Below are 16,791 nucleotides of genomic sequence, written 5' to 3'. Positions count from 1 at the left end.
CCTTCTAATATTCGTATCCATCAGAACAATGGAGTATCTTGCAGCAACGCCAGGAAACACCATCTGTGCTTCCCACTCTAAAGCTCCCACTGGCGCGGACTGCTATCCGACCAATATGGATACCGGCATATTTCCCCAAAGGAATCGTTGCCCGCACTATGTCCCCTGTCTGAAACCCATGAACCCGCTTGATTCTTTTAGGAGAAGTCCGCGGAAAACCATGTCTATCCATGCGACAAAACTGTCGTGACCCTCGTCCTACAGCTTTGATATAAAGAGGAACATGCACGGAAGATAAAAACACACTCTCTCCAGATTTGCCCACACAAGCCGCGTCAATCCAATGCGCCTTGCGGTAATGCTGAATTACGCGGTTATACTTCGTCCGTCCGCCCGTTCCAATCTCAACTGGTAAGCCGAAAGACTTTAAGCTCTGAAATATAGCCCATCTTGTCGCATTCACGGCAGCCGTATCTTTTAGGGGCTGCTTAAGCTGCTCTATAACAGTCGGGAAGTTTTCCGCACGCTCTTTGTCAAGTGGGTCTGCAGAAGCTTCCAGGCGTGCAAGCCATTCTTCCGGTTGATTGTTGTCTTTGGCTTTGTTGCAGGTCTCACAAGCAATAACTAGGTTGCTTACCCGATCTGTGCCTTTCGGCCCATGTTTGGGATTCTTGGGCACAACGTGTTCAACTTCAAGTATCGGATCCCCAGATTTCCCACGGCAATAGGCGCACTGACGTCCGAATTTCTCCAGCAGATATTCCTTAACCTCATAGCCGAAGAGAGTACCACGTTGATACTCAATGCCAGAGATCTCAGGATTCTCCAGTTTCTGAGCATCGAATCTAACCAACTCCTGCGATAAAGACGATACAGGAGAGAACTCTCTCAATCGCATAACCCAGGTTAATATGTTATCCACCCTGCTCTTGAGACTGGGTGGAAGCCACCCCTCGGGCCTTCTCCGATTCAGAAACCTCGGCTTGCGATATCGAGTCTTTCTGTTTCTCCGGCTCCGCCGGACGGCGCGCCTGACTAAAAGTAGCTCCCGAATTCGTTCACTCCGGTGCTGAAGTTCCGCAGCCCATATCACCCTCTTACCTTTTTGAAAGTCTGCCACCAAAGCTATTCCAGTTATTTTGCTGCCAGGATCCAGCTTCAGCGCGACAGGCTGAGTTTCCCCGCCGCTTCGCTCCTTAAGGATGATTATGAATGGGTAGCGGCGATATATCGCGGCCTTTCCATCTTTGAGCATCTGTCTAGCCCGTGCCGGGTGACAGGGCATAAGTGGATTTTTGTTACAATCTAACACGAGGACTCTTTGCATAGAAGGCTACCCTTCCTTTCTCGGCTTACGCCGGTAACGGTCTCCTCGCCAATGTTATCGGGCGGTTTATATGCCAGCGGCACTGGCTTCGACCCCGTATACCTGTTTAACCGCTGGCCGCAGGGTTCGGGACTGGAGAAGCATCCCGAAGTGCCTATATATTCGCCCATAACGTAGCCCCGTCAGGCTTACGCCTGGTGGCTGAGGCTGGTCAGCTCCGGGCTTGCTCATCACAAGCCCCCGCATTTATGCGTGGGGTAGCTGACACTCGCGCCGGAGACGGTCAGCCTGATTGATGGCTTCCTCTTTGAGAGGCGCCGTATTGAGGAATTCCAAAAGAACACTGGTCAAGCTTGGCTCGAAAAACAGGCTGTATGGCCATTCTCTGGTGATCAATCGAATCGCCTCCCGGGTCCAGACCGATGGCGGGTTAGAGGCCTTTTGCAGCGCAACCACATCTCGATAGAAGGCCGTTTGCGTGATCCCCACAGCGCCGAATGGATCGTTGGATGGGAATAAGTAATGGCTGCATGCTTCACATAGGGTTTCGTAAAGTCGTGTCATAAGGCTTGCTACCTTGGCGCGATTTTCCTCCTTCCTGAATCCGCATGACTCTCCCCTCGTTCTCTTAGGACTGTCTGCTTTTACAGACGAGCTGTCCCGCAATATGATGCTGTGACCGCTGCCCTTTAATTTAGCATGATTATACCATATAATGGCCTGCTGGCTATGGTCGAGGGCCGCATAAAATCATTGCCCCCGCCCTCATGATGGAGTCCCGCCCAAATCTGCGCCTTATGGTGTCGACCGTCCTGTCAACGGCCGCCTGCTTGAGACAGTCGTCGAAGAGGGAAAGCTGCTTTTGATATCGCCTGCGTTCAACTAGACTAGAGACGCCTACGCCGATGAGCCTGACCTTGCGCCAGCTCGCCCAGTTGCGCGTGAAGAGTTCCCATGCTTTTTCATATATCGTTCTATCAGAGTCGGTAAAGTCTTTTATAGTTTCTGACCTTATGATGGTGACAAAATCTTCATAACGTAGCTTGATCTCTATGGTCCTGCCCAAATATCCTTCTTGGCGTAGTCTCATTCCAACGTCGCCTGAAAGCCTGAGAATGTAGGCCCTAAGAATTTCAGGATCGGCAGTATCATCGGGCAGAGTATATTCATTTGACATGGACTTAATGGGAGGCCTATCTGGACACACTGGGGAATCATCCATCCCCCAGGCCGCGGAATGGAGGGCGCGGCCAACAACCCCGAATCTCCGCTCGAGCAACTTTGTAGGATACCTGGCCAGTTCACCAATGGTTTTTATTCCCATGGCATTTAAGGTTTCTTCGGTTTTCTCTCCAACTCCAAACAATGCTCTTACGGGGAGGGGCCATATCCTCTCTGGAATATCCTCATCTTTTATGACTATGAGGCCGTCAGGTTTCTTCATATCGGAAGCCATTTTAGCAAGGAGTTTGTTGGGGGCTACTCCTATGGAACATGTAAGATCGAATCTCGCCCTGATCTTAGACTTGATAGCCTTTGCTATATTCACAGGGGATTCGAAGAGCAGATCGCAGCCAGTCACGTCAAGGAAAGCTTCATCTATAGAGAAAGGCTCCACAAGGGGCGTGAAGCTCTTATAGATATTCAAGATCTCCAGGGAAACCTCTATGTATCTACCGATGCGCCCTTTGATGAATACTCCCTGAGGGCAGAGCCTCCTGGCCTGGGCGGCAGGCATACCGGCCTTGACGCCAAAGGGCCGGGCTTCGTAGGATGCTGTGGACACCACACTCCTGCTCTCAGGATCTCCGCAAATTATGACAGGCTTTCCTTTGAGAGCAGGATTGTCATGCTGTTCTACAGAAGCGAAGAAGGCATTCATGTCCACATGAAGGATATCCCTGCATTTCCCTCTCATAGATACATCACCATTGGTCAACCCCAGGCCTGCAATAAGCAAGCCCATAGCTTTGGCTATGGATGGCTGCTCCATTATATTATATGCAAACATATGTTCGCCATATGTCATAAGAAATCCTTCTTTTGATGGGCGAAATTCTTTTACTGGACTGAAAGGATGATGAGGAAGGTAAGACCTGTGGTTAGCATATAACGATATTTTCAGCATAATTTTCATCGTACCTGGGCCCCTATGCAGGGTATAGAAAACACATGATCGAATATCTATATGGACCATTCTATGCTAGTCGCTAATGACTAAGATGGCCAAAACTGAGCTTTAGAATAGGAGGCTTCGGGTATGCGTTCCACGCCGATAGGCATTGTGATGCTTAATGATGAGAGAGAGCATGTCTACACTCAGAATAACCCAGCCAATATGGCCGTTGTAAAAGGCTGGGCGAAGATTATTCGGGAGCGGCTCGTAAATGTAGACGGCAGTGTCCCCGAGGTGGTTGTTGGATCGGAGATCATAACCTCTGTGAGGGTGGCGCAAAGGGTTGGTGAAGAACTCAACAGGGCGGGCTGCAAACAGATTGTCATGTGCTACAATGTATGGAATTTCCCATTCTTGGTCTGGCCTTTTCTCAACACAGTGGGAAGGGATAAGCCGGTGCTAAGCCTCTCCAACAATAATGGGAAATTCCCGGGCAATGTGGGACTTTTGGCTACTGACGGAGCCTTGCGCCAGGCAGGGATTCGCACGCACCGGATCGTAGGCGAAATGGATGACTCTGCCACTCAAAAGAAAGTCATAGACTGGCTCAGGGCGAGCGAGGCCCGGACTACCATGCAGAATGAGGTCTATGGCTGCTATGGCGGCCATTCCATGGGAATGGAGACAGGCTATTTCCATCTCGTCCCAACTTTGAAATCCCTGGGCACCACCGTAAGCCAGATAGACCAACTCCTCCTGGTCAAGATGATGGAGAAGGTCGATGAAAAGGAAGTAGAGAAGGGATTCGCCTGGTTCACGCGGCTTCTTGGCAACCGGATTCTCTATGATGGGAAGATGCTCACTCCAGATACCCTCAAAACGCAGATCAGGCTTTACCTGGCCATGAGGATGGTGAATGAAGAGAAGGGCTTTGATCTCTGCGGACTCAAGGGGCAGAGGGAGTTGACTGAATACGTGTGCCTCGGCGATGTGGCTGAGATGTTGATGAATGACCCGTACGACTGGAATGGTCCAAAAGAACCCATGGTGTGCGCCACGGAAGCTGACTCATATGCAGCCCTCACTATGCAGGTTCTAAAGTATATCTCAGGAGGCCTTTCCACGCTCTTCATGGATGTAAGATTGTATCACCCTGATAAGGATATCTGGGATTGGTGCAACTCGGGCAATCATTCCAGCTATTATGCTTCCCTTTCTATGAAACCCGAAGAGAACTTCAAGAAGATCACCTTCCACCCTGCAATGGAATATTACTTCAAGGCCGGCGGGGCTTCGGTGGAATTCGACGCTGCTGCGTCTAAAATGACCTTTGCGAGACTTGGTGTCTGGGATGAGAAGCCCTACATGGTGATCATGTCGGGTGAAAGCCTGGAACTCCCTGAAAATGAAAGGAAAGCCCTCAACGCGCAGACTGATCCTACTTGGCCTCACGTTCATGCGAGGCTTGACTGTACCTTTGAGGAATTCCTGAACGTATTTCCGTGCAACCATGTCCTTGGTGTAGCTGGAGACTATGTGAATTCGCTCGTTTATTTCTGCGAGATCGCAGGCATCACGCCTGTAGTCCTTGGGGCTGCTGGGAAGGAGAGACTTGCCCCCGTTTGGGAAATTGTAAAATAGGCGGGGAATGGTCAAATCGTGCCTGAACTCAGAAAGCTAAAAGTTGCGGGTCTCCATCGCTCAAAAGATGAAAGGAGGAAGGCGCATTTCCCTTCGGCCTATAAAGGTCCCGGTGTCATGCGCCGTTTTCGATGAAGAAATTCCTCAATGATCCGGCCAATTTCGTCGACGAGATGCTGCAGGGAATACTTCTGGCCCATCCCGATTTCCTCAAGGAAGCTGCCCCTCGTGCGCTGGTAAGGGCGGATGCTCCGGTGAAAGGCAAGGTGGCCATTATCACTGGAGGCGGGTCCGGGCACCTGCCCGTGTTCTTGGGGTACGTTGGTAAAGGACTGGCTCACGGCGTGGCTGTCGGGAATGTCTTTTCCAGCCCTAGTGCAGAGCAGATCCTGGCGGCCACGAAGGCAGCCCACGGTGGCGCCGGGGTGCTATTCCTATACGGAAACTACATGGGTGATATATTGAATTTCGACATGGCCAAGGAGATGGCTGAGTTTGAGGATATGGAAGTCAGGACCGTAAGGGTTACTGATGATGTGGCCTCAGCTCCACCTCAGGAGAGGACGAAACGCCGGGGTGTAGCGGGTCTATTCTATGCCTATAAAATAGCTGGTGCAGCCTCAGAGCGGGGATATAGTCTCGATGAAGTGGAGCGTCTCGCGCAGAAAACTGTTGATAATGTAAGAAGCATGGGTGTGGCGCTGACCCCCTGTACCGTGCCAGCGGCTGGCAAGCCGACCTTCAGCATTGGTGAAGATGAGATGGAGATTGGCATGGGCATTCATGGTGAGCCAGGTGTCATGAGAGGCAAGATTCAGAGCGCCGATGAGGTGGCGGGGATCCTGACTGAAAGGATCCTGGAGGATCTTGGAGTAAGGTCTGGAGATGATGTTTCCATCCTGGTGAATAGTCTAGGTGCAACCCCTCCGGAGGAGCTTTACATAATCTATCGAAAAGTACATGAGCTTGTAGCACAAGCGGGATTAAAGATACATCGGGTTTATATAGGAGAGTATGCTACTTCCCTTGAGATGGCAGGATGTTCTCTCACAGTTCTGAAATTGGACCAGGAATTGACGAGCTTGCTGGATGATCCTGCATATTCTCCGTTTTTTGTCCAGCCTGGGGGTGCGAATCGGTGCTAGAGACTCTTAATTCCAGTCAGATAATCGCTCTTCTTGGCAATATTGCAGCGAATCTGCAGAGACGAAAGGAATGGCTGACACAGCTTGATAGTGTGGCCGGGGATGGTGACCTAGGGGTTACCATGACTATTGGCTTCTCGGCTATTGTAAAGGAGATGGAAAACCTATCTAATGAGACGGTAGGGAACCTCCTGTTTAAGGCGGGAATAGCTCTTAATCGCGCGGCTCCTTCAACTTTAGGAACTTTGCTTGCCACGGCATTCATGCGCGCAGGGCGCGAAGTCAAGACGAATCCGGCTGTGGGCTTGGATGAGCTGGTTTCAATGGCGAAAGCGGCTATGCAGGGCATAATGGAACGCGGAGGGGCGAAGCCAGGCGATAAGACGATCCTGGACGCCTTTATGCCAGCGGTGCAGGCCATGGAAAAAGCTGCAGGCGGGGGCAAGGACATCCTTGTGGCCCTGGAGGCCGCTCTAGAGGCTGCCAGGGATGGGATGAAAGCCACGGAAGCGATGAGACCTGCGGTGGGAAGGGCCAGCTGGATCGCCGACCGCAGCCTGGGCAATCCCGACCCCGGGGCGGGGGCCCTCGTGGTCATCCTGGAGGGGGCTGTTGAGTACTGCCGCGCCATCAGCGGAGAAGGGTGAGCGTATTGAAGATCACAGAGCTGGAGATCTTTCATGTCAAGCCAAGGTGGATGTTCTTGAAGATATCTACGGATGAAGGGATCGTAGGCTTTGGCGAGCCGATAGTGGAAGGCCGGGCAAGGACTGTGGCGATGGCCATCGAAGAATTAAAGCCCACCTTGATCGGCGAAGATCCTCGACGGATAGAATTTCACTGGCAATCCATGTATAGAGGGACATTCTATAGAGGAGGTCCGATACTGGTTAGCGCCATCAGCGGGATTGAACAGGCCTTATGGGATATAAAGGGAAAATATTACAATATGCCTGTTTACGAGATGCTGGGCGGCCTCTACAGAAAAAGGGTCCGTATGTATGGCCACATTGGCGGCGCTACAGTCGAGGAAGCCGTGAGTAGCGCTCTCAAAGCCCGGGCAGCCGGATTTACTGCAGTAAAGTACGGGATCGAGGGGCCGGTACGCAATGTCGACACCATGGCCTTTGTGGACAGGCAGGTTGAACGACTCGCGGCTATAAGGAAAGCTGTTGGAAAGGAGATGGATATAGCCATCGATTTTCACGGCAGAGTCAGCCCGCAGATGGCGATACGCCTGGCCAGAGCCTTCGAGCCGTACTATCCTATGTTCATCGAAGAACCATGTTTGCCCGAAAATGTCGACGCCCTTGTTCAAGTGGCAAGGTCCACCACCATACCGGTGGCGACGGGCGAGAGGCTCTTTACGCGCTGGGGCTTCAGGGAGGTGCTTGAGAAACAGGCAGCAGCCATTGTGCAACCCGACCTTTGTCATGCTGGGGGCATACTGGAGGCGCGGAAGATAGCTGCCATGGCGGAGGTTAACTATGCCTCTATCGCTCCACACAATCCTTTGGGTCCCATATCTCTTGCGGCATGCTTGCAGTTGGATGCTTGCACGCCCAACTTCCTCATCCAGGAACACCCCGGCATGAAGGAAGGTTGGGACCTGGGTCAGGGATACTTAAAGAAACCATTTATCATCAAAGATGGTTACATTTCAGTGCCGGGCGGACCTGGACTGGGCATTGAGGTCGATGAGGATGTGGTTCAGGAGAGAGCATATCCAGGTGATTGGGATACCCCGAGATTGTACCACAATGATGACGGGACAGTTGCCGACTGGTAGTTGATCGCTATTTTCTATGTCTCGTGGTGGTGCAGCAGAATGGGCGTTTCCGGCCTGCCGCCGCGGGTAAATAGTCTAATTGACGGAAGGGGGATATGGGCGTGGACTTCCTTATTAAAGGTTAATAGGAGGCTTCCTGCGCCGATTGGGTATGGGTGTTTCAATCTGCGATGAAGCAAAACTAGATGCCTTTCTGACTTATCTGCGGAAAAGGCTGGGAACACTGGATCGGTACCATTATCTCGGCCGGTGGGAATTCTTCCAGGGAGAGACCCAGGAAACGGATGAGGCGGCAGCGCCAGATTTCGCGCCGCCGGGGGGATGGCAGCCTCTGCCTGATGAGTGGGACGGCAACGATGGACCCGCCTGGGTGCGGACATGGGTTGAGTTCCCTGAGGAGATTAAAGGGATTCCGTTGGCCGGGACGAGGGCTGCCCTAGAGGCGACTGTTTTCCTCGGGGCGACCGTTTATGTAGATGGCAAGGTGGCTCTGGACGCGCCTTACTGGACAGATATGCGGGGGCCTCAGATCATTCTCAGCGAAGCAGTCACTCCCGGAGAGCGGCACCTTGTCGCGTTCCGTTTCCAGCCGCGGAGAAGCATGGTCGGGATGGGCGATGTCTGGGTGAATTATTCCAGGGTTGAGAATGTCATATTAGACTTAGGCTCTTTCATCCAGGAACTTAATTTTGCCCGGCGTGTTAGCGGGGCTGGGGAAGTCCTGGCCGGAGTCCTGGCTCTTTGGGAGAAAAAAGGAGATCTCGGCAGCTGGGACGAGCTTGAGGGTTTCATTTCTGAGGCGCGTCAGATTCTTCTCTCCTTGCGCAATGAAGTCAAGAAGCAGGTTATACACCTCATTGGTCATGCCCATATAGACATGAATTGGATGTGGCCATGGGAAGATACTGTGGATGTTGTAAAGCGAGATTTCACGACGGTGAGCGACCTCATGGACGAATTTCCCGATCTCACTTTCTCGCAGAGCCAGACTGCTGTGTATAAATTGACCGAGAAAAGATTTCCTGAGATTTTTGCCAGGATGCGGAAGCGCATTCAGGAGAGGCGCTGGGATGTTACGGCTTCCACCTGGGTCGAGGGCGATTTGAACATGGCCAGCGGGGAAGCTATTGTTCGCCAGATCCTCTACGCAAAGAAATACGCCAGAGAGCATTTTGGCCTGGAACCTCGTATCTGCTGGGAACCTGACACTTTCGGTCATCCAGCCACAATGCCCCAAATCCTTAAAAAGGCGGGCCTTGATTACTACTATTTCATGCGTTGCGCTCCTGGCAAACGCATCTTTTGGTGGGAAGGGCCTGATGGTTCACGGGTGCTGGCTTTTAGCAGCATTTACAATAATGAAATCAGGCCGGAACGGGTGAGTGCCATTAGCCAGGAATTGGCGGAGCATTATGGTTTGAAGAACAGCATGTTTGTCTATGGTGTTGGAGACCATGGCGGCGGGCCTACCCGTGAAGATATCAGGCGCGCTCATTTCATGCAGAAGCTTCCATGTTTGCCCGAACTACGTTTCAGCAGGGTGGAGGATTTTTATGACGCGGTGGTGGCAGAGAAACCGGTTCTACCAGTGGTCCGCGGTGAGTTCAATTTCACCTTCGATGGCTGTTATACGAGCCACTCGGAGATCAAACGCTGGAATCGGGAATGTGAGAATCGACTCGTGGATAGCGAGATATTCGCAGCCTTGGCGAGCTGCCAGGCAGCCGGCGACGCTGCGTCCAGAATGGATCCGAATGCTGACAAGATGACGTGCGATCAAGGCGCTGGCTGCGCTCATGGTGAATCAGACGCGGCCAGGGGGTTTGTCTACCCTGTAAAGGCCTTTGCCGAAGCCTGGGAAAACACGCTCTTTAACCAGTTCCATGATATCCTTGACGGAAGCGCCATTGAGCCTTCATATGAATATTCAGGCCAGCTGGCAGAGCGGGCGCTTGCTCTGGCAGGCGCTGCGGGGAAGGATGCGCGAGCCTATCTTGCGAGAAAGATCGCCGGTGCAGTTCGCGACGGCTATCCGGTTGTAGTCTTCAATTCCCTGCCATGGACTCGCACTGAAGTGGTTCGGGCACGGGTTCCAAAGGCGATCATGGAAATGGCGCGCAGTGTGAGAGATGCTAGAGGCAATGTCGGCCCCATTCAAATAGTGGGAGATGAGATCCTCTTCCTGGCTCAGGATGTGCCTGGCACAGGTTATAAGACCTTCTTCCTCACCAAAGAAACGCTGCCCAGGATCACGGCTGCCCCGGCAGATACAGAAATCCAAGGCATCCATGAAACCACCGCGCCTTGCGACGCTAGCGGAAGGGTTGAAGGGGACCAAGAACTCGTGGCAATAGAGGAACAGGAGAAGCGCAGCCATGGAGATTCGCATAAACCTGGAAATATCCTCCTTCAGAATGTCTTCTTTACCCTCGAAATCGACAGGAAGACAGGCACTATTCATCGCCTGGTGGATCGTTCGTCCGGCAGAGAGGTCTTCCGTTTCAAACCTACGGCCCCTATGGGATTGGAGGCTGAGGGGGAATTTCTAAGCCCCATGCCGGCCAATCTATTCCAGGTGCTGGAGGAAATGCCTCATCCCATGTCTTCCTGGGTGCTGGGTCCTATAAGGCGGCAGGAGAATCTGTACACCCCAGAAATGCTGGAATTAGGGGAAAAGGGACCGGTTATGGCGACAGCGCGCCTGAAATACCGGTGGCGCAACTCCACAATAGCGCAGGAGATCTGTCTTTATCGAGGGGTGCGGCGCATTGATTTCTTCACACACCTGGATTGGCAGGAGATGGGGACGGCCAAAAAAGATGCTCCCATGCTCAAAGTATCCTTTACTCCGCGTCTGGGCGCCAGCAAAGCTACATACGAAATTCCCTTTGGCTGGAGCGAGCGGACGGCGGATGGGAGAGAACTCCCCGGGCAGAAATGGATTGATCTCTCAGATGGTGAATATGGGGTGAGCCTTCTTAACAACGCGAAGTACGGCTTTGACGTAAGTGGTAACACAATGCGCATGACCCTAGTGAGGAGTAGCTATGATCCAGATCCGCAGCCAGATACTGGGGTACAGGATTTTACCTATTCCATCTATCCTCACGCCGGTGACTGGCGGCAGGCTGAGACTTGCCGGCGCGCCTATGAGTTCAATCATCCGCTGATTGCAGAACCCCTGTTCCGGGGTGGGGATGAGGGGGTCTCAATCTCGGAGAGTCAGGAAGCCACAGTTCCGGAGACTCCTAGTCCGGAGGGGATATCCCCGGGCAATGAAGGCCCTGAGGGCATTGGTAGGAAATGTGCTTATCTGGAGCGAAGCTACCTTTGCGTGGAACCGGCGAATGTGATGGTTAGCGCCCTTAAACAGGCTGAGGATGGCGAGGATCTGATTCTCCGGATTTATGAGGCTGCAGGGCAGGATACTCAAGCAGTGATAACCTTGAACCTGCCGGTTGAGATAACCAGGCTTTGTGAGACAGATCTTATGGAACGGGAAATAACTTCACCTCCGCTGAGGATCGGCGAGGATGGAAAACTGTGTTTTCTTATTAGAGCCTGGGAGATCCGCACATTGCGGCTGAAGAGGGCCAGGTAGAAGCGTGCAAGAGGCGGGGGGATTCTCCCGCCTCTGTGAGAAATAGATATCTGATTATCATATATTGAGGAGTTGGTGTCGCGTGCCGAGCATTGACCTTTCTCCATTGGCCCTGGCAATAGCTTCCCTCAAGCGTGGAGTTGATAGGTCTATCGCTGCGCCCGCCGATGAGGAGCTACGCGATGCGGTAATTCAGCGTTTCGAATATACTATGGATTTATCCTGGAAGCTAATGCAGCGCTATTTGCGGAAGGCCGGGATTCCCGAAAGCGAGTTCAGGACGAAACGTGATCTTTTTCGGGAAGCAGCGCGGATCGGACTGATCACAGATCCCATAAAGTGGTTTGGATACCTTGAAGCGCGTAATGAGACATCGCATGTCTATAATGTTGAGGTAGCCCGGGCCGTCTACGAGAAAGCATTGCTCTTTTTGGATGACGTGACATCGCTGCTGAAACATCTGGAGGAGGGCATTAAGGATGCTTGACCTCCGCCCTGAGCATTATCGTATTGTGCAGGAGATTTTGGAAAAATATGTGCCGGAATGCGAAGTCTGGGCCTTTGGCTCTCGAGTGACGGGGGCCGCGCGGGAGTTTTCCGACCTCGATTTGGCGATAATCACAGCTGAACCTTTGAATTTTGAGCTATTGGGAGAAATCCGGGATGCCTTTTCCGAATCTGATCTGCCATTTAAGGTGGATGTGCTCGACTGGTCCGCCGCCAGCGCCAGCTTTCGGCGCATGATCCAACAAAGATATATAGTTTTGAAGGAGGCTAAGCATTGAATCGGACGGCGCTCACAGACTCTTGAATTCTCAGATGTCTGACCGTTGTGCAGGTCTTCTGCCCAGATGGCTTTGCCACGCCCACCCGGTACATTGGCGACCACCAGGCGGGGAGTGGGTTTTGGGTAACAGATTACCCATGCACCAAGGTAGAGGGTTCAAGCCATAAAAGAAGGAGGTTCGCATGATGAAGGAAATCACTCTAGGCGTTATCGTTGGCAATCGCGGGTTTTTCCCCGGCCATTTGTGCGATTCGGGCCGGAAGGAGATTTTGGATGTCTTGGCTGAGGAAGGGATCAAGGCCATTGCCCTCACTCCTCAGGACACGAAATTTGGCAGCGTGGAGAGTCTCAGTGATGCGAAAAAGTGCGCTGATCTCTTTAAGGCCCACAAGGAAGAGATCGATGGAATCCTGGTTACGCTTCCCAATTTCGGAGACGAGCGCGCAGTAGCCAACACCATAAGGTTCTCAGGTCTTGATGTTCCCGTGCTTGTCCATGCGTTTCCAGACGAGATAGGGAAAATGACGGTTGAGAACCGGAGGGATAGTTTTTGCGGTAAATTGTCCGTGTGCAACAATTTGAATCAATATGGCATTCCTTTCTCTCTCACCAGAGTGCACACTATGGCTCCATCTTCGAAAGAATTCAGGGAAGATCTGAAATGGTTCGCTGCAGTCTGCCGGACTGTGAAAGGCCTGAAACACCTCAGGATCGGCGCGATTGGCACCAGGCCCGCCGCTTTCAATACTGTGAGGTACAGCGAAAAGCTTCTTGAAGCGGCAGGGATTACAGTCGAGCCCATCGATCTTTCTGAGATATTTGGTCGTGCGTGGCGTCTTGGAGATGGTGATCCTGCCGTGAAAGAAAAGGTGGACGCAATTCGCGCCTATGCGGACGCCAGCAGGGTGCCAGAAGGGGCGCTAATCAAGATGGCGAAGTTCGCGGTCGTAGTCGAGGATTGGATGAAGTCCAACGATCTTGCAGCCACTACCATACAATGTTGGACTTCAATGGAACAGTTTTTCGGAATTGTTCCCTGCGCAGTTATGAGCATGATGACCAATGTTTTAGCGCCAAGCGCGTGTGAGGTCGATATACCAGGTCTCATAGGCATGTATGCGCTGCAACAAGCGTCGGGACGTCCGAGCGCTCTGGTGGACTGGAACAATAACTATGGTGATGATCCTGATAAGGCTGTTGTCTTCCATTGCAGCAATCTTCCCAAGGATGTATTGATGGGGGCATATGTCGACTACCAGAAGATAATCGCTGGTGATGTAGGCAAGGATAATGCATATGGCGCTGTCTTTGGCAGGATCAAGCCAGGACCGTGCACTTTTGCCCGTGTGTCGACTGACGATATAAATGGGGTCATTTCAGCTTATATTGGTGAGGGAAGGTTTACAGACGATCCTTTAGATACGTTTGGCGGCTATGGCGTCATCGAGATTCCAAACCTTCAAGATCTACTTAGCTATATATGCAATAATGGGTTTGAACATCATGTGGCAGTAAACCTTTCCGAGACATCTAGCGTTCTTTACGAGGCTATGGGGAATTACCTTGGCTGGGACGTATACCTGCATAATGTGGATTGAGCGTGTAAAGCTCGAGCGGGCGAGAACCGAATCTGCGAAGACCGGACGGGGCGCCAAAAGAGGCGCCCCATCGCCATATTTCTAGCCACCCGTGTCTCTACCCCTATTGCATTATGCCTTCGGTCTCCTATTCCTTATATTGTCAGGTGACCCTGAAGGCGATCTATTGTTATAATGGTAATGGCTTCAGATATGACCACTTTATCTGTTCTGATATTCATGGCACCGAACTCTGGGGGGTCGTTATTGTCATCACCAAAGGGTCGCCTTATGTCCCTTGACGCTCTTCGTGGTTTTGATATGTTTTGGATCATTGGAGCGCGGGGAATTGTGGATGGTCTGATGGGCCTTGGGCTTCCAGGTACTGGATTTCTGATCAATCAATTGACGCATTCAGAATGGGATGGCTTTACTTTTTATGATCTGATCTTTCCGTTATTCATCTTCATAGTGGGGGTATCACTAGTATTCTCACTCCGGAGACGTCTCGAGCGCGGGGATGACCATATTGCTATTCTGCGACATGTCGCCACGCGCGCCTTGATCCTTTTTCTATTAGGAATCTTTTACAATATCGATTTTGGTCGGTTGCCAGCCATAGGACCATTGCGCGTGATGGGCGTGCTCCAACGGATAGCGCTAGCATATTTTTTTGCTTCAATTCTGGCGCTTAAGACCCATGTAAGGGTCCAGGCCGCCGTTGCCGCGGGACTCCTGTTTGGTTACTGGCTTATCATGCGTTTTATCCCAGTGCCGGGGATGGAAGTCGGGGTGCTGGCGCCTGGGTATAATCTGGCTGCCTATGTGGATTCTCACTTGCTGCCGGGGCATCTTTATTATGGCACCTGGGATCCTGAGGGCATATTGAGTACTTTGCCGGCTATTGCCACATGCTTGTTAGGTGTTCTGGCCGGGCATTGGTTGAGTGCAGAATATGCGCCCGGAGGCCATACGCTGGCAGGTGAGAGGAAAGCTGGCGCCCTATTCCTTTCAGGAGCGATTGTAACAGTACTTGGGCTTCTGGCCGGATTGATATTTCCAATTAATAAGAGCCTATGGACAAGCTCCTTTGCCCTGCTTACCGGCGGGATAAGCGCTATGCTGCTGGCTGTGTTTTATTGGATCATAGATGTCCGGGGACATAGAAGATGGGCCTTCCCCTTTGTGGTGATAGGGCTGAATTCCATAGCGATATATCTGGCGGTTGATATCATTCCATTTGGCTCTATCGCCAAATTCCTCGTCGGCACACATATCGCGCCCCTCTTCGGAAGAGGGCAGGAACTATTTGAAGCTGGTGTCCAGCTCTTCATGGAATGGCTCATTCTTTACTGGATGTACCGGAAGCGGATCTTCATCCGTCTTTAGGCCCCGGCCCTCACTCATTCAGAGGGGCCTTCACAGGCCCAGGGCTTGCAGCATGAGCGCATTTCTTACCGCATGCCCCGCATGACAGTTGTTGAAGAAGACAAATGTGATCTCGGTGAGGCTATCCAGATGCTTTATGCGGGGGACCCATTCTTTGAGTTCTTCCTCAGAATAAAGATAATTGTATCTTTCCCAGGCTTCGGTATGCTTCCACCATTTCTCCGCGTTTCTCCCGTGGAATCTCACATAAGATATGCGCGAGGTCACCTTAACTATGGGCGGCACAAGCCCCTTAAGTCTGGGCTCATCAACTATGCAAAATCCAAGGCCCTCCGATCGCAGGATGGTGAATATGTTGCCCCTGAACCAGCTTATGTTCCTGAATTCTACGATCAGAGGGAGGTTAGGAAGAAAATCGGGGAGCCTACGAACATAATCGATATTTTCGGGGGTATTCTTAAATCCCCAGGGAAACTGAAGAAGTATGCATCCGAGCTTATTTGCCTGAATGATCGGCGCTATTCCATCCAGGAACTGAAGGAAAGCATCCTGCGGTTTCTCCTGGTTGATCTCATGTGTCATGCTTTTATGGGCCTTTATGCAGAAGAGGAATCCCTCGGGCGTCTTTCTGTCAAGAGAGGACATGGTTCGAGCAGAGGGCATGGCATAGTAACTAAAGTCAAGTTCCACAACTGGGAAATGTCGTGCATAATAGTAGAGCATATCTCCCGGTTTCGTGCCCTCAGGATAGAACTCGCCTACCCAGTCCCTGTAGCTGAATCCCGATGTGCCAACAAGAATCATGCCTTATGCCCCCTTTAATTATCTTACATACTTGCGCGCCGGACGGCAAGACCATAGATGGCGCCTTCCGGCTTGCGACCACTACTATGTGTGTGCGCGAGGCAGTAAGGTTGTTTCCCTGCGGCAGTCTGAATAGATGAGCTTACCTGGTTGAACCTTGCATGTTATAATCAATATGGATCGAGGTCAATAATTGATTTGTAATGTATGCGGGGTGTCGGCTCTCTGTGATGTATGCAGGATATCGGCCCAAGGAGCAGGAAATGGAGGGGTTGTTCATGATCTCGCCTCGGGTATTGCCAGTTGAAGAATTGGTTTCTGAGGAAGAATTCACCGACCGGGTTGAGATACTGAGGGAGCTTGAGCAATGGTATCGCAACATCAAGCGCAAGATCTCCACCAGTCTCGCCCTCATTTCCCCTCGCCGAATGGGTAAGACTGCCGTGCTCGACAGGCTGGTTAATACAGTCTTCTTCAAGAGCTATGACGTGGCCCCCTTCTATTTCAAGATGAAAAGGGAGGAGACCACGCTCCATAAGTTTCTTCTAGAATATTACACTACCTTCTTCAGGCAATACATAGCATATATCCTGAAAGATCCCACTCTATATGGCA

General features: G+C 51.7%; 14 protein-coding genes. 10 read left to right on the top strand and 4 right to left on the bottom strand.

All coding sequences use genetic code 11. The annotated features are described in order from the left end of the window. Positions 1-4 precede the first annotated feature (4 nt). The 3 genes from HPY52_14065 to dinB form a co-directional block, all read right to left on the bottom strand. Positions 5-1,327 carry an HNH endonuclease gene (locus HPY52_14065; protein NPV81376.1) on the bottom strand — a complete coding sequence of 441 codons (1,323 nt, stop codon included), beginning with the start codon at positions 1,325-1,327 and terminating at the stop codon, positions 5-7. A 246-nt stretch (positions 1,328-1,573) separates the two neighbouring features. Beyond that, entirely contained in the window at positions 1,574-1,891 is a 318-nt protein-coding gene (locus HPY52_14060) for a hypothetical protein (protein ID NPV81375.1), read from the bottom strand. Between the two features lie 163 nt (positions 1,892-2,054). Continuing rightward, positions 2,055-3,245 carry a DNA polymerase IV gene (dinB, locus tag HPY52_14055; GenBank protein ID NPV81374.1) on the bottom strand — a complete coding sequence of 397 codons (1,191 nt, stop codon included), beginning with the start codon at positions 3,243-3,245 and terminating at the stop codon, positions 2,055-2,057. Between the two features lie 342 nt (positions 3,246-3,587). On the opposite strand from dinB, the gene HPY52_14050 reads away from it, so the two are divergent. From HPY52_14050 to HPY52_14010, 9 genes are all read left to right on the top strand, one after another. Further along, a complete protein-coding gene (locus tag HPY52_14050; protein ID NPV81373.1) occupies positions 3,588-5,084 on the top strand; it encodes a hypothetical protein in 1,497 nt (498 codons plus the stop codon). 131 nt (positions 5,085-5,215) lie between these two features. Next, positions 5,216-6,229 (top strand): dihydroxyacetone kinase subunit DhaK, encoded by a 1,014-nt coding sequence (gene dhaK, locus HPY52_14045; GenBank protein ID NPV81372.1) that lies wholly within the window; start codon positions 5,216-5,218, stop codon positions 6,227-6,229. Beyond that, the gene (locus HPY52_14040; protein ID NPV81371.1) at positions 6,223-6,876 is read left to right on the top strand and encodes a DAK2 domain-containing protein; all 654 of its coding nucleotides are present in this window, start codon (positions 6,223-6,225) and stop codon (positions 6,874-6,876) included. The genes dhaK and HPY52_14040 overlap by 7 nt, the downstream gene beginning before the upstream one ends. A gap of 5 nt (positions 6,877-6,881) precedes the next feature. Beyond that, positions 6,882-8,018 carry a galactonate dehydratase gene (gene dgoD, locus HPY52_14035; GenBank protein ID NPV81370.1) on the top strand — a complete coding sequence of 379 codons (1,137 nt, stop codon included), beginning with the start codon at positions 6,882-6,884 and terminating at the stop codon, positions 8,016-8,018. Positions 8,019-8,163: 145 nt separating this feature from the next. Further along, the gene (locus HPY52_14030; protein NPV81369.1) at positions 8,164-11,619 is read left to right on the top strand and encodes an alpha-mannosidase; all 3,456 of its coding nucleotides are present in this window, start codon (positions 8,164-8,166) and stop codon (positions 11,617-11,619) included. An 82-nt stretch (positions 11,620-11,701) separates the two neighbouring features. After that, positions 11,702-12,106 carry a nucleotidyltransferase gene (locus HPY52_14025; protein NPV81368.1) on the top strand — a complete coding sequence of 135 codons (405 nt, stop codon included), beginning with the start codon at positions 11,702-11,704 and terminating at the stop codon, positions 12,104-12,106. After that, positions 12,099-12,404 carry a nucleotidyltransferase domain-containing protein gene (locus tag HPY52_14020; GenBank protein ID NPV81367.1) on the top strand — a complete coding sequence of 102 codons (306 nt, stop codon included), beginning with the start codon at positions 12,099-12,101 and terminating at the stop codon, positions 12,402-12,404. The genes HPY52_14025 and HPY52_14020 overlap by 8 nt, the downstream gene beginning before the upstream one ends. A 184-nt stretch (positions 12,405-12,588) precedes the next feature. Beyond that, complete coding sequence (locus HPY52_14015; GenBank protein NPV81366.1) at positions 12,589-14,004, top strand: fucose isomerase; 1,416 nt, start codon at positions 12,589-12,591, stop codon at positions 14,002-14,004. 246 nt (positions 14,005-14,250) lie between these two features. Further along, positions 14,251-15,372: a DUF5009 domain-containing protein gene (locus tag HPY52_14010; protein ID NPV81365.1), complete on the top strand. Its 1,122-nt coding sequence runs from the start codon at positions 14,251-14,253 to the stop codon at positions 15,370-15,372. Positions 15,373-15,402: 30 nt separating this feature from the next. Here HPY52_14010 and HPY52_14005 read toward each other — a convergent pair whose 3' ends face one another. Beyond that, positions 15,403-16,176, bottom strand: coding sequence for a DUF72 domain-containing protein (locus HPY52_14005; GenBank protein NPV81364.1), 774 nt, complete (start codon positions 16,174-16,176; stop codon positions 15,403-15,405). Positions 16,177-16,454: 278 nt separating this feature from the next. On the opposite strand from HPY52_14005, the gene HPY52_14000 reads away from it, so the two are divergent. Then, positions 16,455-16,791, top strand: a 337-nt coding sequence (locus HPY52_14000) for a hypothetical protein (protein ID NPV81363.1), incomplete at its 3' end; no start/stop codon positions are given.

The organism is Bacillota bacterium, from assembly GCA_013178415.1.
Classification (GTDB): domain Bacteria; phylum Bacillota; class SHA-98; order Ch115; family Ch115; genus Ch115.
This window is presented reverse-complemented; position numbering and strand designations above follow the sequence as displayed.